Here is a 17,643-nt window from a genome sequence, read left to right as displayed (position 1 = left end):
TACGTTGTCTTCGACCTGTCCGCCCAATCGGCCCGACTTTCGAAAAGCTGACTGAGCCGAGCCGCCGCATTCCGCGGGCGGGTTTTGACAGGAGTGATCACGATGGCCAAGGGCACCGTGAAATGGTTCAATGAAACCAAAGGCTACGGCTTCATCGCCCCCGAAGGCGGCAAGAAGGACGTGTTCGTCCACATCACCGCTCTGCAACGCGCTGGCCTGACCTCGCTGAAGGACGGCCAACCGGTCGTCTTCGATATCGAATCGGGCCGCGACGGCCGCGAATCGGCGATCAATATCTCGCTGGCATAAGCCGCGACACCCATTCGGGAAAAGGCGCGAGGGGCCCTCGCGCCTTTTTTCATTGCCGCGGCTCTTGCGCCCCAGTTCTGCGACCCCGATTCCCTGGTGGCCTCACTGCAAGTCGACGCGGTCGCGCAGGGCATGTTCATAGCCCACCTTCAGCGACACTGCCGACAGGGGCGCACGCAGTTGCACCGGGTCGAAGCGGTCCTCGGGAAAGCTTTGCCGCGGGAAGTCGCGGGAAATCAGGATCATCGGGATCGCCCGCCGCGTCTCGGAGATGACATGCAGCGCCCGGCGCACCGTCTGTGCGCCCTCCATCCCGATCGTGTCGCAATCGACCACGAAAAGCCCCAGGCCCTGCGGGTCTTCCAGGATGTCGGACAGCGCGGTGTAAAGCTCGTCGCGGGTTTCGACCCGGGCGCCCAGGGCCTCCAGCCGGCGGGCGATGGGCTCGGGCTGACCGGACAGCAAAAGCACCCGAACGCCCGATCCGACCAGAAGACCGGGATGAGGAAAGGCGTGGATCAGTTGCATGACGTGCTCCTTAACATTTCAATCAAAATCACCAAGAATGCGGGCGGAAATGGGGCGCGGGGCTGGCCTCATGGCGGCAGGTCGGGGCAGAGTGGTGGCATGGATTATTCAAAGCTGATCGACGAAGAGACCTGGGCCTTCATCCGCGCCACCGATGCGGCCTATCCGGCGGATGCGGTGGACCTGGATAGCGCCGGGCAAAGGCGGGTCTATGACGCCATGTGCCGGGTGTTTCACCGGCCCTATGCGACGCGCCCGGTCGATCACCAGATCGCGGGCGTTCCGGTGCGCGATTTCGCCGGGGATGCTCCGGCCGTGGTCTATCTGCATGGCGGAGGCTTTGTGGTCGGCGGCCTGAACAGCCATGACGATGTCTGCGCCGAGATCGCGGCCGCCACAGGCCTGCGGGTCGTGCTGGTCGACTACCGCCTGTCGCCCGAACACCGCCACCCCGCCGCCCTGGAGGACTGCCTTGCCGTCGTGCGGGCGCTAGGGGATGTGGTTCTGGTGGGCGACAGCGCCGGTGGCAACCTTTGCGCTGCGGTGGCAGCCCAAGTTCCGGTGCGCGGCCAGGTGCTGATCTATCCCGGCCTTGGCGGAGACGTGGATCGCGGCAGCTACCTGACCCATGCCCATGCGCCGATGCTGACCCGGGCGGATGTGCTGTTCTATGCCGGCATCCGTCATGGCGGCGAGGTGCCGGCGCCGGACCCGACGGTTTCTCCGCTGCTGGGGGATTTCACCGGCCTACCGCCCACGGTCGCTTTTGGCGCAGAATGTGACCCGCTTTGCGATGATGCTGAGGCCTATGCCGCGCGGGCTCGGGCTGCGGGGGGGCGCGCGGTCAGCTTTACCGAAGCGGGCCTGGTGCATGGCTATCTGCGCGCGCGCCATTCGGTCGGGCGGGCGCGCGACAGTTTCGGACGAATCGTGGCGGCGGTCTCCGCCTTGGCCAAGGGCGATTGGCCTTATGGAGGGTAACATGAACGAACGGGCGAATATCACCCATTGGGCCGATAGGGTCGACCTGGCCGCGGCCTTCCGCTGGACCGTGCGGATGAACCTGCATGAGGCGGTGGCGAACCATTTCAGTCTGGCGGTGAACGACAGCGGCTCGCGGTTCCTGATAAACCCGAACGGGCGGCATTTCGGGCGGATAACGGCCTCGTCGCTGGTGGAAATCGACGCCAATGATCCCCGCACGATGGAGCGTCCCGACGCCCCCGATCCGACCGCCTGGGGCCTGCATGGGTCGATCCACCGGGCGCTGCCCCATGCGCGCTGCGTGATGCATGTCCATTCGATCCATGCGACGGTTTTGGCCTCGTTGGCGGATTCGGTCCTGCCGCCGATCGACCAGAACTCCGCGATGTTCTTTGGCCGCCAGGTGGTGGACGCGCATTACGGCGGCATGGCCTTTGACGAAGAGGGCGCCCGCTGTGCGGCGATGCTGGCCGATCCCAAGGTGATCGCCATGGTGATGGGCAACCACGGGGTGCTGATCATCGGGCGGACCGTGGCCGAGACCTTCAACCGGTTGTATTATTTCGAACGCGCCGCCGAGACCTATATCAAGGCCCTGCAAACCGGTCGGCCCTTGCGGGTGCTAAGCGACGAAGTCGCCGAGAAAACCGCCCGCGAATGGGAATCCTACCCGGATTTCGCAAACTTCCACTTCCGCGAGATCAAGGCGCTGTTGGATGAAGAGGGGGCGGGGTATGCGGGGTGAGGGGTCCAAACCTCAACCGGGGCTACAGGCACTGTCGATCTGATTCTTGACCTTGTTTAGGAATGAAATTGGCGCTTGCTTGGACTGCTCATGCAGCTTGGCAATTGCATCCGCATAAATTCCAAACTCTGCTTCGCCCTCTTTCCGACGCGGAAGCGTGTCAAGATAGATCTCCAACCCGTCCATGCCAAGGAAACCAACCTTCAGGAAAAGAGCACCATGGGGTCCAGCAAGCTTGCTGGCTTTACTCTGCAGAAAATCCTTCAGGATGTCCTGAGCACGCCCAATCGCATAATCATCGGAAAACGGCTTGCCTGTAATCGCCTCTTCCATCACACGAGCCTTGAGAGCATTGGCCTCTTTCACGACTGCCTCAAAGGCCTCCCAATCCTGCACGGAATAGGCGTCCTTGAACGTCTGGGGAATCGCTTCCAAACCACGATCTGCCAGCAGGTCAAAAAAGATGAATTTCGCCGCAGCGGCTGCCATTCTCTTCTTCATTTCATCAGTTGCAGCATCATAGATCGACTGTGACTGATCTCGATAGGTGGCAAACTCGGTAATAGTGGCGTCGATCCTCGCTTCGAACTCGGGATCATATGAGTCGATATTGGCACTTAGCATCTCAAACAGCGTTCCATCTCGATATGCCACTGCCTGATAACAGTCCGAGAAAAAACCAAGGTCTGTAACGACTACGTCTGCCTTTGCCTGCAGATCAAAGCCGCAAATTCCTATCGCGCAAACCAGCGCCCCAACGAATTGTTTCATGACCGCACCCTATCAATTCAAGAGCAATCATAACACGCACTCGGACAAAAATCAATAATTCAACAAAAGGGCTCCGCAAAGCTAAACCGCTGAAAACTCAGCGCAGCCAGCTAACTGCAAGTGGAGCTTTAGTCCCTAAGTTTAAAGGGCGGGGTTTCCCCCGCCCCTTCAACTCACCTCGTGAACTTCTTGTGCTTCACCCGTGTCGGCTCGATGCTGTCCGGCCCCAACCTACGCACTTTGTCTTCCTCATAGGCCTCGAAGTTGCCTTCGAACCATTCGACATGAGCATCACCCTCAAACGCCAGGATATGGGTGCAAAGCCGGTCCAGGAAGAAGCGGTCGTGGCTGATGATCACGGCGCAGCCGGCGAAGTCTTCGATGGCGGCTTCAAGCGCCTGAAGCGTTTCCACGTCCAGGTCGTTGGTCGGTTCGTCAAGCAGCAGCACATTGCCGCCCGATTTCAACAGCTTGGCCATGTGGACGCGGTTGCGCTCACCGCCCGACAGCGTGCCGACCTTCTTCTGTTGATCGGTGCCCTTGAAGTTGAAGGCACCGCAATAGGCGCGCGAGTTCACGTCGTAATCGCCCAAGTGGATGACTTCCGCCCCGCCCGAGATCTCTTCCCAAACCGTCTTGCCCGGCTCCAGGGCATCGCGCGACTGGTCCACATAAGACAGCTGCACCGTCGTCCCCAGCGTGATCGTCCCGGCGTCGGGCTGCTCCTGCCCGGTGATCATGCGGAACAAAGTCGATTTCCCGGCGCCGTTCGGGCCGATAACCCCCACAATCGCACCCGGGGGCACCACAAAGCTCAGGTTCTCGACCAGAAGCTTGTCGCCCATATGCTTGGTCAGACCCTCGACCTCGATCACCTTGCCGCCCAGACGCTCGCCGTTCGGGATGATGATCTGCGCCGAAGTCGCGCGTTCGCGGACGGTCTGCGTCGCCATCTCGTTATACTTGGTGATACGGGCCTTCTGCTTGGCCTGACGGGCACGGGCACCGGCGCGGATCCACTCCAGTTCCTTTTCCATCGCCTTCTGCTTCGACCGGTCTTCGCGGGCCTCTTGTGCGGCGCGCTTGGCCTTTTGCTCCAGCCAGGCGGAGTAGTTGCCCTCGTAAGGAATGCCACGGCCGCGGTCCAATTCCAGGATCCAGCCGGTGATGTCGTCCAGGAAGTAGCGGTCGTGGGTCACGACCAGGATCGTGCCCTTATAGGCCATCAGGTGCTGTTGCAGCCAGGCGATCGACTCGGCGTCCAAGTGGTTGGTAGGTTCGTCCAGAAGCAGCATGTCAGGCGCCGCCAGCAGCAGTTGGCACAAGGCCACCCGGCGACGTTCCCCGCCCGAGAGGTTTTCGACCGCCCAATCGTCGGGCGGGCAGCGCAGGGCCTCCATCGCCACGTCGATCTGGCTGTCCAAGTCCCACAGGTTTTCGGCGTCGATCTCGTCCTGCAAGCGGCTCATCTCGTCGGCGGTGTCGTCCGAGTAGTTCATCGCCAGTTCGTTATAGCGGTCCAGCTTGGCGACCTTTTCGGCGCAGCCCAGCTTGACGTTGCCCCGCACGTCCAGCGAGGCGTCCAGCTGCGGTTCCTGCGCGAGGTAGCCCACTTTGGCGCCCTTGGCGGCCCAGGCCTCGCCGGTGAAATCCTTGTCGGTGCCGGCCAGGATGCGCAGCAGCGTCGACTTACCGGCGCCGTTCACGCCGACCACACCGATCTTGACCCCCGGCAGGAAGTTCAGGTTGATGTTCTCGAAGCACTTCTTGCCGCCCGGATAGGTCTTGGAGACGTTCTGCATGTGATAGACGTATTGATAGGCTGCCATGACGCTCTCCTGATTCCGGGTTGCAGCCATTTAGCGGCATGGGGGCGCATAAGCAACCTTAGCCCTGCGGCGTCACGGCGGTCTGTTCGCGTTTCAGCCCCAACTGGCGTTCGCGCCAGATGATCAGGATGCCCGCCAGCACGACCAGAGTGGCGCCCGCCAGCATGGTCAGGGTCGGCACCTCGGCGAAAAAGAACCAGCCGATGCCCAGCGAAAAGATCATCGAGGCATAGTCAAAGGGCGCGATCAACGAGGCGTCGCCATAGCGGTAGGACGAGGTCAAGAAGATCTGCCCCACCCCGCCCAGGATGCCGCATGTGACCAGAAGCGCGGTCTCGAACGGGGTGGGCCAGACCCAGCCGAAGGGGATGGTCAACAGCGACAGAAGCGTGGACGAGGTCGAGAACCAGAAGACGATGGCCGCGGTCTTTTCCGTCAGCACCAGTTTGCGGACAAAGACTTGCGCCAGCGCTGCGCAGATGGCCGAGATCAGCACGACCATGGCACCGAAGGCCTCTTTCGTGCCCGCGGCCTCGGTCACGGACAGGCGGGGGGCAAGGACGATCAGCACGCCCGTCAGGCCCAGCGCGACCATCGACATGCGAAACAGCCGCACCTGTTCGCCCAGGAACATCGCGGCAAGGATCACGACCAACAGCGGCGAGGCATAGCCGATGGCCGTGACCTCGGGCAGCGGCAGATAGGCCAGCGCCGCAAAGCCCATCCCCATGGCGCAGGTCCCCATGAAGCCGCGAAAGAAATGGCCCGCGATGTTGGTGGTGCGGATGACGCCCGCGACCTCTCCTTGCAGAGCCAGCCAGGCAAAGATCACCGGAATGGCGAAGAACGACCGGAAAAACACCGCCTCGCCCGCCGGGACATGGGAGGAGGTTTCCTTGATCAAGGACGACATGACGATGAAGACCAGCACCGAAGCCAGTTTCAGCAAGATCCCCCGCAGGGGATTCGAAAAGGGCGGCTGTTCCATGGCGGCGAAAGTGGCAGGGCGGGGGCGCGGGGGCAAGAGGGGCGCGGCCCTGCGGGAGGGGCTTTGCGCCAAAGGAACCAGCGGGGGCGCATCAACGGCTGGACGCGGGCGGGGATTTGGACGGTGGAAAGCGGGGCGCTGGACGGCAGGCGGGTTTGCGGCTTTGATTGCCCGAAAGGAGTCGTCCCATGGATATCGCGCCCAAAGCCCCCCTATCCGCCCGCATCGCCCAAGGCCGCGGCGCGGTTCCCGCCGACCTGGTGCTGAAGGGCGGCCGGGTTTTTGACCTGATCACCGGGGATCTGGTGGACACCGATGTGGCGATTTGCGGCGACACGATCGTGGGCGTCTTTGGCACCTACAGCGGGCGGCGCGAAATCGACCTGACCGGAAAAATCCTGGTCCCGGGCTTTATCGACACCCATTTGCACATCGAAAGCAGCCTTGTGACGCCGCAAGAGTTCGACCGCTGCGTGACGCCACATGGCGTGACAACGGCGATTTGCGACCCGCATGAAATCGCCAATGTCTGCGGCACAACGGGCCTGCAGTATTTCTTTGACTGCGCCGGCAAGCTCTTGATGGACCTGCGGGTTCAGGTCAGCTCTTGCGTGCCCTCGACCCATATGGAGACGACGGGGGCGGTGCTGGGAGCGGCGGATCTGGCGCCCTTCAAGGACCATCCGCAGGGCATCGGCCTGGCAGAGTTCATGAATTATCCCGGCGTGCTGATGCAGGATGCGGGCTGCATGGAAAAGCTGGCCCTGTGGCAGGGCGCCCATATCGACGGCCATGCGCCCCTGCTGCGGGGCAATGACCTGAACGGCTATCTGGCGGCGGGCATCCGGACCGAGCACGAGGCGACGGGGTATGACGAGGCGCTGGAAAAGCTGCGCAAGGGGATGCGCGTCTTGATCCGCGAGGGGTCGGTGTCCAAGGATTTGCGGGCGCTGGTCGGGCTGTTGACCGAACGTCACGCGCCGTATTTGTGTTTCTGCACCGATGACAGGAACCCTTTGGACATCGGCGAGCATGGTCATCTGGACTGGATCATCCGGACGGCGATTGCCTGGGGCGCGCCGGTGCTGGCGGCTTACCGCGCGGCCAGCCTCTCGGCGGCGGAGGCCTTTGGCCTGAAGGACCGCGGGCTGATCGCGCCGGGGCGGCGGGCGGATATCGCGGTTCTGGGCAGTCTGGAGGCCTGCGATGTGCAGGACGTGATTGCAGGCGGGGTCTGGGTCGATGCCGCGGCCTTTGCCGGGCGCCCTCCGGTCGAACCGGTCGCGCGCCATTCGGTCAAGGCGCGTCAGGTCAGCGCGGGGGATTTTCGCACCGGAGGCAACCGGGTGGAAACCCCGGTCATCGGGGTGATCCCCGGCAAGATCATCACCGAACATCTGACGTTTCAGATTGCCCCGGTGGATGGCGACAAGCGGCCGGATATCTCTCGCGATCTGGTGAAAATCGCCGTGCTGGAGCGGCACGGCAAGAACGGCAACCTCGCCACCGGCTTCGTGCAGGGGTTCGGGCTGGAACGCGGCGCCATCGCCTCGACCGTTTGTCATGACCACCACAACATCGCCGTGGTCGGCGCGGATTACGCGGATATGGCCCTGGCCTGCAACCGGTTGGGGCAGATCGAGGGCGGCTTTGTCGTGGTCGAAGGCGGGCGGGTGCTGGCGGAATTGGCGCTTCCGGTGGCGGGGTTGATGAGCCTTGACCCCTTTGAAACCGTCCGCGAAAAGCTGGTGGCCTTGCGGGCTGCGGCGCGGTCCTTGGGTGTCGTGCTGGAGGAACCCTTTCTGCAGCTGGCGTTTTTGTGTCTGCCGGTCATTCCGCATCTGAAGATCACCGATCACGGGATGGTGGATGTCGACCGGTTCGAGGTCATGCCTTAGGCGGGTGGACCGCGTCGAGGGTTTCAGCCCCCGGACCCGTTGAAAAGCCGGGGGTTTCACACCCCCGGACCCGTTGCAAAAACCGGGGGTTTCACACCCCCGGACCCGTTGCAAAAACCGGGGGTTTCACACCCCCGGACCCCCGTGGAATATTTAAGTCAGTATGAAAGACGCAAGGTCGCTTTGCGGCAGGGCGTGACGCAAAGCGGGTTGGACGCTTTGGCGCGCTTCTGCTAGGTCGGGCGCAAAGAGGAGTTTCGCCATGGTACATCTGTGGGTTCGGGCCGAGCAGCGCCCGCACGAAGAACGCGTGGGTCTGACGCCCGAGGGCGCGGCGGCGCTGGTGCGCGCGGGTGTTCGCGTGTCGGTCGAGCAGTCCTCTGTGCGGGCGATTGGCATCGAGGGCTATGCTGCGGCCGGCTGCGAGATCGTGGGGGAGAACCTGTGGCCGCAAGCGCCCCGGGATGCGATCATCTTCGGGCTGAAAGAGCTGCCCGAGGATGGCACGCCCCTGACCCATCGCCACATCATGTTCGGCCATGCCTTCAAGGGGCAGCCGGCGGGGCAGGTGCTGTTGCGGCGCTTCAAGGCGGGCGGTGGCACGCTGTATGACCTGGAATATCTGGTGGGCGAGGATGGCCGCCGCGTCGCGGCCTTTGGCTATTGGGCGGGCTTTGCCGGAGCGGCCTTGGGCTTGAAATGCTGGGCGGCGCAGCAGCGTGGCGGCATCTGCGGGCCGGTGTCGGTCTATCCGGGCCGCGCGGCCCTGGTGGCAGAATTGGAGCGTGAGTTGCACGGCCTGCGCCGGCCCTCGGCTTTGATCATCGGCGCCTTGGGGCGGGTTGGCACCGGGGCTGCGGATTGCCTGCAGGCCATGGGCGTCACGCCGACCAAGTGGGACATGGCCGAGACCGCCAGCGGTGGGCCTTTTCCGCAGGTTCTGGCCCATGACATCTTCCTGAACTGCATCCTGGCCCGGCCGGGGTGCCCGGTTTTCGTGCCTGCCTCGGCTGCCACGGAACCCCGGGCGCTTTCGGTCATCGGCGATATCGCCTGTGACCCGACCTCGGATTTCTCGCCGATCAAGGTTTACAATCAGGCGACCGATTGGGATGCGCCCGCCCTGCGGGTGGCGGAACCGCCGCTGGATGTGACCGCCATCGACAACCTGCCGTCCTTGATGCCGGTGGAATCCTCGGTGGATTATGCGGCGCAATTGTTGCCCTCGCTTTTGACGCTGACCGATCTGGATACGGGCGTCTGGGGCCGGGCCAAGGCGGATTACGACCGCCATTCTGCCAATCTTTAAGGAGACCAACATGACGATCCATTGGTGTGGCACGGGCTTGTCCTCGGGTCCTGGGCTTCGGCGGCTGATCCAGTCCGGCGAAAAGGTCGTGGTCTGGAACCGCACGGTCGAAAAGGCCCGCGAAGCCGTGGGCGACCTGACCCAAGATATCCGCGCCTATAGCCTGGACGACCTGACGGCGGCCTTGGCGCCGGGCGATGTGGCGATTTCCATGCTGACGGTGGATCACCATGTGGGCATCGCACAGGCCTGCCTGGATAAGGGAGCGCATTTCGTGTCGTCCTCCTATATCTCGCCCGAGATGAAGGCGCTGGACCCGGTGTTCCGTGACAAGGGCCTGGTTTCCATCAACGAATGTGGCCTGGACCCCGGGATCGACCACCTGATGGCGCATGACTTGGTGGCGCGCTATCGGGCGTCGAAGGGCTATGACGCGGGCAATACCCTGTCCTTTGTCAGCTATTGCGGCGGCGTGCCGAAGATCCCCAACGCGTTCCGGTATAAGTTCTCTTGGGCGCCGGCGGGCGTGCTGAAGGCGCTGCGTTCGCCCTCGCGCAGCTTGCGGAACTTCAGCGAATTGCGCGTGCAGCGCCCTTGGGATGCGATCACCGCCTATGATGCGCCCTTGCCGCAGCCGGAGTCGTTCGAGGTCTATCCGAACCGCGATTCCTATCCGTTCATGGCGGATTACCACTTTGACCCCGCCTGGAAGGTCCGCGATTTCGTCCGTGGCACCATCCGCCTGAACGGCTGGGCCGAGGCCTGGACCCCGATCTTCCGCGAGATCGAGACGCTTCAGGGCCCCGAAGGCGACGCCCGCATCAACGAATTGGCCGCTGAGCTGCTGAAGGAAAACACCTATGCGCCGGGCGAGCCCGACCGTGTGGTGCTGTTTGTCTCGCTGAAAGCCGAGCGGGAGGGGCGGATCGTCCACCACGAGACCTGGGCCATGGATGCCTGGGGCGATGAGCGCGGCAGCGCGATGGCGCGGCTGGTGTCCTCGCCCGTCAGTTTCGCCGTGGAATCGCTGATGGCGCGGGAAATTCCGGCGGGCGTCCATGCCGCCCCGCATGACCCCAAGCTTTACACCAAGTGGTTGGGTCAGGTCCGCGGTCTGGCACAATATATGGAGCGTATCGACCACCTTGGTTGATGCGCCCCAAGGGGCTATGCTGCCCTGAAAACGGGGAGAGCAGGCATTGGGCGAGGGGCTTTCAGGCTGGCGGAACAGGCTTGCCCTGTGGCGGGCGGCGCGCATCGCCCCCGCCACGGGCTTTTCCCGCAGGCCCGAACCGCGGTCCATCGGGCTTTATGCCCGCGGCAAGCAGATGGTCGCGGGCAACTTCATCGCAGGCGTGGCCAGCGTCGAGGCGCCGGGGCGGCCGATCTGGGATGTGCCCTTTGCCGATCCGCACGCCCGGGTCGAGGTGCATGGCTTCACCTGGCTGGATGACCTGGCGGCCTTTGGCGACATCCGCGCGCAGGAGCGGGCGCAGGCCTGGACCGAGGCCTGGATCGCCCGCTTTGGCCGCGGTCAGGGGCCGGGTTGGGCGCCGGACCTGATCGGGCGGCGCATCACGCGCTGGGTGATGCAGGCGGGGATGCTGACCGAGGGGCGCGACCCCCTGCCGCTGCTGGCCAGCCTGTCGCTGCAGATCCACTACCTTGCGGGCCGGGCGCAGGGGTTCGAGGCGCTGTCGGGGCTGATCATCGCCGGGCTCGCCCTGGGGATCGAACACCCCGCCGCGTTGAAGGTTCTGGCTGCCCTGTGTGACACCGAGATCGACATGGGCGGCGGCATCGCCAGCCGCAACCCCGAAGAACTCCTTGAAATCTTTACCCTCCTGACCTGGGTCAGCCTGTCCTTGGGCGAGGCGGAACGCGCCCTGCCGCCAGAGCTTGCCGCGGCGATGGAGCGGATCGCCCCCACCCTGCGGGCGCTGCGCCATGCCGATGGCGGGCTGGCGCGGTTCCATGACGGGGGGCGCGGGGCCGAGGGGCGGTTGGACTCTGCCTTGGCCAATGCGGGCGTCCGGCCGATGGGCAATGCGGGTATGGCGATGGGTTACGTGCGGCTGCATGGCGGGCGGACCACGGTGATCGTCGATGCCGCCCCGCCGCCGCCGGGGGTGCAGGGCCATGCCTCGACCAATGGGTTTGAACTGACCTCGGGGCGCAGGCCTTTGGTGGTGAATGTCGGCGCGGGCACGGCCTTTGGCGCCGAGTGGCGGCAGGCGGGGCGCGCGACGGCCAGCCACGCGACGCTGGCGGTGGAGGGCTATTCCTCCTCGCGGCTGGGGGCCTCGGGACAAGGGGATTTCACGGAACGGGCCGAGGTCACGACGCTGCGCGTTCTGCCGGGCGAGAATGGCGGCGGGGTGCATCTGGTGCACAACGGTTGGGCCGCGACCCATGGCCTGTCGCATGTGCGCGACCTGATGTTGACCAGCGACGGGCGCCATCTGACCGGGATCGACCGGCTGGCCGCGGTGACGACCACCGACAAACGCCGGTTCGAGCGTCTGGCCCAGGGCCGCCGCTTTCAGGGCGTCAAATTCGCCATCCGCTTTCACCTGCACCCCGATGTCGAGGCGCGGGTGGACCTTGGCGGCGCGGCCATCAGCCTGACGTTGCGATCCGGCGAAATCTGGGTCTTTCGCCATGACGGGGCGACCCGGATGACGCTGGACCCCTCGATCTATCTGGAGAAGTCCCGCCTGCGCCCGCGTGAAAGCCTGCAAATCGTGCTTTCCGGCCTGGCAAACGACTTCGACACGCAAGCGGGCTGGACCTTGGCGAAGGCGCAGGATACTCCGCTTGCCATCAGGGATCTGGAGCGGGACGACCCCGCAGGCCAGATCTGACTCACGAGGGGGCCTTTGCCATGACCAATCTCGTTCCGATCGGCCGCGCGCTGATTTCGGTGTCCGACAAATCCGGTTTGATCGAACTGTCGCGCGCTTTGGCGGGTTACGGGGTCGAGCTGATCTCGACCGGGGGCACGTCGAACATGCTGCGCGCCGCGGGGCTGAAGGTGCGGGACGTGGCCGAGGTGACGGGCTTTCCCGAGATGATGGATGGGCGGGTCAAGACGCTGCATCCGAACATCCATGGCGCGCTTTTGGCGCTGCGGGACGACGACGAGCATCTGTTGGCCATGGCCGCCCATGGGATCGAGCCCATCGACCTGTTGATCGTCAACCTTTACCCCTTTGAAGAGACCGTGGCCAAAGGCGCCGACCACGCCACCTGTATCGAGAACATCGACATCGGCGGGCCTGCGATGATCCGCGCGGCCTCCAAGAACCACCGCTTTGTGACCGTTGTGACCGATCCGTCCGACTATGGCACGCTGATCGACCAGCTGAAGGCGCATGATGGGGCGACCTCGCTGGGCTTCCGGCAGAAACTGGCGCTGACCGCCTATGCCAAGACGGCGGCCTATGACACCGCCGTTTCGACCTGGCTTGCGGGTCAGATCAAAGAGCCCTTCCCGCGCAATCGCAGCTTTGCCGGCACCTTCCGCCAAGGGATGCGCTACGGCGAGAATCCCCACCAGCGCGCGGCCTTTTACACAGACGGAAGCCGCCGTGAGGGCGTGGCCACGGCCCGCCAATGGCAGGGCAAAGAGCTGTCCTACAACAACATCAACGACACCGATGCGGCGTTTGAACTGGTGGCGGAATTCGCGGGCGGCGCCCCGGCCTGCGCCATCATCAAACACGCGAATCCCTGTGGGGTCGGTCAAGGCGCCTCGCTGCGTGAGGCCTATTTGCGCGCCTATGCCTGCGACCAGACCAGCGCCTTTGGCGGGATCGTCGCGCTGAATCAGCCGCTGGACGCCGAGACGGCGGAAGAGATCGTCAAGATCTTTACCGAGGTCGTGATCGCCCCCGGCGCAAGCGAAGCCGCGCGTGAGATCTTTGCGGCCAAGAAGAACCTGCGCCTGCTGACCACCGGCGGCTTGCCGGATGCCAAATCTCCGGGCTGGGCCTTCAAGCAGGTGGCGGGCGGCTTCTTGGTCCAAGACCGTGACTTCGCGGGCCTGCCGGACCTGAAGGTCGTGACGAAAAAGGCCCCGACGGCCGCGCAGATGGAGGACCTTCTTTTCGCCTGGAAGGTCGCCAAGCATGTGAAGTCGAACGCCATCGTCTATGTCAAGGACGGCGCGACCGTGGGCGTCGGCGCGGGCCAGATGAGCCGCGTGGACAGCACCCGCATCGCCGCGCGCAAGGCGCAGGACATGGCCGAGGCCCTGGGGCTTGCGGCCTCCCCCACCATCGGCTCTGTCGTGGCCTCGGATGCGTTTTTCCCCTTTCCGGACGGGCTGCTAACAGCGGCAGAGGCGGGCGCGGTGGCGGTCATCCAGCCCGGCGGCAGCATGAACGACGACAAGGTGATCGCTGCGGCCGACGAGGCGGGGCTTGCCATGGTCTTTACCGGCCAGCGGCATTTCCGGCACTGACATGCGGCGGATGTTCCTGACTGCGTTGGCGATCTTTGCCCTGGACCAGGTTACGAAATACCTGGTCGTCATCGCGCTGGACCTGCGCAACTTGGGCGAATTCGACGTCGCCCCGCCTTACCTTGTCTTTCGGATGGCCTGGAATTACGGCGTGAACTTCGGCCTTCTGGCCGGGGGCGACATGATGCGCTGGGTCCTGATCGCGGTGGCCTTGGCCATCTCGGCCTGGGTGGTGATCTGGGCGCGGCGCGAGGGCGGCAAATGGGTCCACCTGTCGGCCGGGCTGCTTCTGGGCGGCGCCTTGGGCAATGTCGTCGACCGGGTGATCTATGGCGCGGTGGCCGATTTCCTGAACATGTCCTGCTGCGGGATCGACAACCCCTTCAGCTTCAACGTCGCCGATGTGGCGATTTTCTTCGGCGCCGTCGGCCTGATCCTGTTCACCGGAAAGAACCCGCGTGACGGGCGCGCCAGCTTGCGCTAAGACGGGCCGAGGGTCAGGGAGTAAGCGATGCGGAAGGCAGGGCTGGTTTTGGCGGGTGTCCTCTTGGTGGCGCTGGCGTCCTGCGGTTCGCGCGACAAGGTGCCGCAACTGATGAACCTGCGGTCCGGCACCAATGGGCCGGACGAATTCTCGATCCTGCCCGCCAAGGGCCTGGAACTGCCCGAAGATATGGCCGCCCTGCCCGAGCCTACGCCCGGCGGTGGCAACCTGACCGATCAGAACCCGCAGGCCGATGCGATCCTGGCTTTGGGCGGGTCGCCCGGCGCCGGTGCGAACGACAACGCCCTGGTGAGTTATGCCGCGCGCCATGGCACCGATCCGGCCATCCGCACGACCCTGGCCGCCGAGGACCTGGCCTTCCGCAAAAAGCACCCGGGCCGCCTTTTGGAACGTGTCCTGAACCTGACCACCTATTTCGCCGCCTATCGCGACAGCTGGCTGGACCAATACCGCGAGCTGGCGCGGTGGCGTCAGGCCGGGGTGGCGACGCCCTCGGCCCCTCCGCCGGCCAGTTCGGTCGAGGCGCCGCGGTCGAACCTCGGCGGCACCAACTCAGAAGACAAGTTCCTGCAATAACGGGGCCTCACTTCCGCGTGGGGGCGGCTATGCGCGGGGCGCATGGCAGGCTAGGTTACACGCTGTGTCCCGATGGAGAGCCCATGCGCAAGTTCCTGACTGTTGCTCTGACCCTGCTGGCCCTGCCTGCCTTCATGCTGCCCGCCTTTGCCCGCCCCGTGACCACCTACAAGCTGGACAACGGGCTGGAGGTCGTGGTGATCGAAGACCACCGCGCCCCGGTCGTCGTGCATATGGTCTGGTATCGTATCGGGTCCGCCGACGAGCCGCGCGGCCATTCCGGCATCGCGCATTTCTTTGAACACCTGATGTTCCAAGGCACGAAATCCGTGGCCCCCGGCGCGCTGTCCAAGATCGTGGCCGCCCAGGGCGGGTCGGACAATGCCTTTACCACGCAGGATTATACCGCCTATTTCCAAAGGGTTGCCGCCGACCGGCTGGATCTGGTCATGGGGCTGGAGGCCGACCGCATGGTCAACCTGAACCTGACCGTAAAGGACGTCGAGACCGAACGCGAAGTGATCCTTGACGAGCGCAACCAGCGCACCGACAGCGACCCGGGGTCCCTTCTGCAGGAACAGATGGGCGCGGCTCAGTATCTGAACCATCCCTATGGCACGCCGGTCATCGGCTGGCGGTCGGAAATCGCGGGCCTGACGCGGGAGGATGCCCTTGCCTTTTACCGCGCCAATTACGCGCCCAACAACGCCATCCTGGTCGTGGCGGGCGATGTGACGCCCGCCGATGTCCTGGCCTTGGCGCAGAAAAACTACGGGCCGATCAAGCCCTCTGACGCCATCACCCCTCGTATCCGCGCCGCCGAACCGCCTCAGCTTGCCCCCCGCCGTCTGGTGATGGAGGACGCCCGCGTCGCCCAACCCTATGTTGTGCGCACCTACCTTGTCCCAGAACGCAACCCGGGCGACCAGAAACAGGCCGCGGCGCTGACGATTTTGGCAGAGCTTCTGGGCGGCAATCCCTCGACCTCGGTCCTGGCGCGGGCCTTGATGTTCGACAAACCCGTGGCGACATATGTGTCGGCCAATTATGACGGCGTGTCGCTGGACCCCACGACCTTCGGCCTGGTGGTGGTGCCGGCCGCGGGCGTCGGCCTGGAGGATGCCGAAAAGGCGATGGATGCGACCCTGGCCGAGTTCCTGAAAAAGGGCGTCGATCAGGCCGAATTCGACCGCATCCAGGCGCAGTTGCGCGCCAAGCAGGTCTATGACGAGGACAACACCCAAGGCGCGGCGCACCGCTATGGCATGGCGCTGGCCTCGGGGCTGACGGTGCAGGATGTGCAGGACTGGCCGGGGGTTCTGACCTCGGTGACGCCTGCGGATGTGATGGCGGCGGCGGCGCTGTTGGATGCGCGCCACTCTGTCACCGGCTGGCTGCAAGAGGAGAAGGCCCAATGATCCGCGTTCTTGTCTTTCTGGCCCTGATGGTTTCGCCCGCCTTTGCCGAGATCAAGATCCAAGAGGTGACGTCCAAGGGCGGCATCAAGGCCTGGCTGGTGGAAAACCACGACATCGCCTTTACCGCGCTGGACATCCGGTTTCAGGGCGGGTCCTCGCTGGATGCACCCGGGAAAAGGGGTGCGGTCAACCTGATGACGGCGCTGCTGGAGGAAGGTTCGGGCGCGCTGGACGCGCAGGGCTTTGCCGCCGCCCGCGACGGTCTGGCCGCCGATTTCCGGTTTTCGTCGGATGTGGATGGGGTCGATGTCTCGGCCCGGTTCCTGACCGAAAACCGTGATCAGGCGCTGGCGCTGTTGACCGGCGCGCTGACGGCGCCGCGCTTTGACGCCCCGGCGGTGGAACGCGTTCGGGGCCAGGTGCTGCAGATCATCGCCTCGGACACCAAGGACCCCGAGGCGATTGCGGGCGATCTGCTGAACACGGCGGCCTTTGGCGACCATCCCTATGGGTCGAACCCAAATGGCACGGTGGAAAGCGTCACGGCGCTGACCCGCGACGACCTTTTGGCGGCTTGGAAGGGCACCATGGCGCGCGACCGGGTCTATGTGGCGGCGGCGGGCGATATCACGCCTGCGGAACTGGGCGCGGCGCTGGATCAACTGCTGGGCGGATTGCCTGCCAAGGGCGCGCCCCTGCCTGCCGATGTCGCGTTGCAGGTGCCGGGCGGCGTGCAGACCCAGGCCTTCCCGGGGCCGCAGACCACGATCCTGTTCTGGCAAAAGGGGCTGCGCTTTCAGGACCCGGACTATTTCGCCGCCACGATCGTGAACGAAATCCTTGGCGGCGGCGGGTTTTCATCTCGGCTGATGGACGAGGTCCGCGAAAAGCGCGGGTTGACCTATGGCATCGGCACGGGGCTTGCGATTTACGACCATGCGGAGTCGCTGCAGGGGTCGGTTGCGGTCGCAAATGACAAGGTGGCCGAGACGATTGCGGTGATCCGCGAGGTCTGGGCAGGCCTGGCCAAGGGCGTCTCGCAGCAAGAGCTGGACGACACCAAGACCTATATGACCGGGTCCTATCCGTTGAAATTCGACGGCAACGGGCGGATTGCGGGCATCCTGGTGGGGATGCAGATGCTGGGTCTGCCGGTGGATTACCCGGCCACGCGCAATGCCAAGGTCGAGGCCGTGACGCTGGAAGACGTGAACCGCGTCGCCGCCCGGCTGCTGACACCCGAAGCGCTGAGCTTTGTGGTCGTGGGCGACGGCAAGCCCTAGAATCGGTGGCGGGGGCGGGCGGTTCCCGCTATAAT

The 17,643-nt window shown here is 64.5% G+C and carries 16 protein-coding genes; 12 read left to right on the top strand and 4 right to left on the bottom strand.

Annotated features, from left to right (window positions below; genetic code table 11):
• The first annotated feature begins 102 nt into the window (after window positions 1-102).
• A complete protein-coding gene (locus tag NX862_RS09800; RefSeq protein ID WP_168773977.1) occupies window positions 103-309 on the top strand; it encodes a cold-shock protein in 207 nt (68 codons plus the stop codon).
• Between the two features lie 102 nt (window positions 310-411).
• Here NX862_RS09800 and NX862_RS09795 read toward each other — a convergent pair whose 3' ends face one another.
• On the bottom strand, window positions 412-837 hold the full coding sequence (locus NX862_RS09795; RefSeq protein WP_264493726.1) for a hypothetical protein: 426 nt from the start codon (window positions 835-837) through the stop codon (window positions 412-414).
• Window positions 838-936: 99 nt separating this feature from the next.
• Between NX862_RS09795 and NX862_RS09790 the strand changes: the two genes are divergently transcribed.
• Complete coding sequence (locus NX862_RS09790) at window positions 937-1,818, top strand: alpha/beta hydrolase (protein WP_264493725.1); 882 nt, start codon at window positions 937-939, stop codon at window positions 1,816-1,818.
• A 1-nt stretch (window position 1,819) separates the two neighbouring features.
• Window positions 1,820-2,566, top strand: a complete 747-nt coding sequence (locus NX862_RS09785; RefSeq protein WP_264493724.1) for a class II aldolase and adducin N-terminal domain-containing protein — start codon at window positions 1,820-1,822, stop codon at window positions 2,564-2,566.
• A gap of 12 nt (window positions 2,567-2,578) precedes the next feature.
• Here the strand turns inward: NX862_RS09785 and NX862_RS09780 are convergent, their stop codons facing one another.
• The 3 genes from NX862_RS09780 to NX862_RS09770 all read right to left on the bottom strand — a co-directional run bounded on the left by NX862_RS09780 (window position 2,579) and on the right by NX862_RS09770 (window position 6,154).
• Complete coding sequence (locus NX862_RS09780; RefSeq protein ID WP_264493723.1) at window positions 2,579-3,337, bottom strand: hypothetical protein; 759 nt, start codon at window positions 3,335-3,337, stop codon at window positions 2,579-2,581.
• 173 nt (window positions 3,338-3,510) lie between these two features.
• Window positions 3,511-5,166, bottom strand: a complete 1,656-nt coding sequence (ettA, locus tag NX862_RS09775; RefSeq protein ID WP_264493722.1) for an energy-dependent translational throttle protein EttA — start codon at window positions 5,164-5,166, stop codon at window positions 3,511-3,513.
• Window positions 5,167-5,224: 58 nt separating this feature from the next.
• On the bottom strand, window positions 5,225-6,154 hold the full coding sequence (locus NX862_RS09770) for a DMT family transporter (RefSeq protein WP_264493721.1): 930 nt from the start codon (window positions 6,152-6,154) through the stop codon (window positions 5,225-5,227).
• Between the two features lie 188 nt (window positions 6,155-6,342).
• Here NX862_RS09770 and ade point away from each other — a divergent pair, with 188 nt between their 5' ends.
• The 9 genes from ade to NX862_RS09725 all read left to right on the top strand — a co-directional run bounded on the left by ade (window position 6,343) and on the right by NX862_RS09725 (window position 17,608).
• A complete protein-coding gene (gene ade, locus NX862_RS09765) occupies window positions 6,343-8,052 on the top strand; it encodes an adenine deaminase (protein WP_264493720.1) in 1,710 nt (569 codons plus the stop codon).
• Between the two features lie 262 nt (window positions 8,053-8,314).
• On the top strand, window positions 8,315-9,361 hold the full coding sequence (locus NX862_RS09760; RefSeq protein WP_264493719.1) for a saccharopine dehydrogenase: 1,047 nt from the start codon (window positions 8,315-8,317) through the stop codon (window positions 9,359-9,361).
• Window positions 9,362-9,371: 10 nt separating this feature from the next.
• Window positions 9,372-10,514, top strand: coding sequence for a saccharopine dehydrogenase family protein (locus tag NX862_RS09755; RefSeq protein ID WP_264493718.1), 1,143 nt, complete (start codon window positions 9,372-9,374; stop codon window positions 10,512-10,514).
• Window positions 10,515-10,560: 46 nt separating this feature from the next.
• Complete coding sequence (locus tag NX862_RS09750; protein ID WP_264493717.1) at window positions 10,561-12,225, top strand: heparinase II/III family protein; 1,665 nt, start codon at window positions 10,561-10,563, stop codon at window positions 12,223-12,225.
• Window positions 12,226-12,245: 20 nt separating this feature from the next.
• The gene (gene purH / locus NX862_RS09745; protein WP_264493716.1) at window positions 12,246-13,826 is read left to right on the top strand and encodes a bifunctional phosphoribosylaminoimidazolecarboxamide formyltransferase/IMP cyclohydrolase; all 1,581 of its coding nucleotides are present in this window, start codon (window positions 12,246-12,248) and stop codon (window positions 13,824-13,826) included.
• Window position 13,827: 1 nt separating this feature from the next.
• Window positions 13,828-14,310, top strand: coding sequence for a signal peptidase II (gene lspA / locus NX862_RS09740; RefSeq protein WP_264493715.1), 483 nt, complete (start codon window positions 13,828-13,830; stop codon window positions 14,308-14,310).
• A 27-nt stretch (window positions 14,311-14,337) separates the two neighbouring features.
• Window positions 14,338-14,907, top strand: coding sequence for a DUF3035 domain-containing protein (locus NX862_RS09735; RefSeq protein ID WP_264493714.1), 570 nt, complete (start codon window positions 14,338-14,340; stop codon window positions 14,905-14,907).
• An 83-nt stretch (window positions 14,908-14,990) separates the two neighbouring features.
• Window positions 14,991-16,325, top strand: a complete 1,335-nt coding sequence (locus NX862_RS09730) for a M16 family metallopeptidase (RefSeq protein ID WP_264493713.1) — start codon at window positions 14,991-14,993, stop codon at window positions 16,323-16,325.
• On the top strand, window positions 16,322-17,608 hold the full coding sequence (locus NX862_RS09725; RefSeq protein WP_264493712.1) for a M16 family metallopeptidase: 1,287 nt from the start codon (window positions 16,322-16,324) through the stop codon (window positions 17,606-17,608). Before NX862_RS09730 ends, NX862_RS09725 begins: the two co-directional genes overlap by 4 nt.
• Window positions 17,609-17,643 lie beyond the last annotated feature (35 nt).

It is taken from the genome of Stagnihabitans lacustris, from assembly GCF_025950525.1.
Taxonomy (GTDB): domain Bacteria; phylum Pseudomonadota; class Alphaproteobacteria; order Rhodobacterales; family Rhodobacteraceae; genus Stagnihabitans.
The sequence above is the reverse complement of the archived record's forward strand: the minus strand, read 5'-3'. Positions and strand labels throughout refer to the sequence as shown.

Bases quoted from the DNA above. Each gene is read 5' to 3' on its own strand.
- NX862_RS09755 (WP_264493718.1), top strand. From the start codon at position 9,372: ATGACGATCCATTGGTGTGGCACGGGCTTGTCCTCGGGTCCTGGGCTT.
- NX862_RS09780 (WP_264493723.1), bottom strand. From the start codon at position 3,337: ATGAAACAATTCGTTGGGGCGCTGGTTTGCGCGATAGGAATTTGCGGC.
- NX862_RS09760 (WP_264493719.1), top strand. From the start codon at position 8,315: ATGGTACATCTGTGGGTTCGGGCCGAGCAGCGCCCGCACGAAGAACGC.
- NX862_RS09795 (WP_264493726.1), bottom strand. From the start codon at position 837: ATGCAACTGATCCACGCCTTTCCTCATCCCGGTCTTCTGGTCGGATCG.
- ade (WP_264493720.1), top strand. From the start codon at position 6,343: ATGGATATCGCGCCCAAAGCCCCCCTATCCGCCCGCATCGCCCAAGGC.
- ettA (WP_264493722.1), bottom strand. From the start codon at position 5,166: ATGGCAGCCTATCAATACGTCTATCACATGCAGAACGTCTCCAAGACC.
- NX862_RS09725 (WP_264493712.1), top strand. From the start codon at position 16,322: ATGATCCGCGTTCTTGTCTTTCTGGCCCTGATGGTTTCGCCCGCCTTT.
- NX862_RS09800 (WP_168773977.1), top strand. From the start codon at position 103: ATGGCCAAGGGCACCGTGAAATGGTTCAATGAAACCAAAGGCTACGGC.
- NX862_RS09785 (WP_264493724.1), top strand. From the start codon at position 1,820: ATGAACGAACGGGCGAATATCACCCATTGGGCCGATAGGGTCGACCTG.
- lspA (WP_264493715.1), top strand. From the start codon at position 13,828: ATGCGGCGGATGTTCCTGACTGCGTTGGCGATCTTTGCCCTGGACCAG.
- NX862_RS09735 (WP_264493714.1), top strand. From the start codon at position 14,338: ATGCGGAAGGCAGGGCTGGTTTTGGCGGGTGTCCTCTTGGTGGCGCTG.
- NX862_RS09730 (WP_264493713.1), top strand. From the start codon at position 14,991: ATGCGCAAGTTCCTGACTGTTGCTCTGACCCTGCTGGCCCTGCCTGCC.
- purH (WP_264493716.1), top strand. From the start codon at position 12,246: ATGACCAATCTCGTTCCGATCGGCCGCGCGCTGATTTCGGTGTCCGAC.
- NX862_RS09770 (WP_264493721.1), bottom strand. From the start codon at position 6,154: ATGGAACAGCCGCCCTTTTCGAATCCCCTGCGGGGGATCTTGCTGAAA.
- NX862_RS09790 (WP_264493725.1), top strand. From the start codon at position 937: ATGGATTATTCAAAGCTGATCGACGAAGAGACCTGGGCCTTCATCCGC.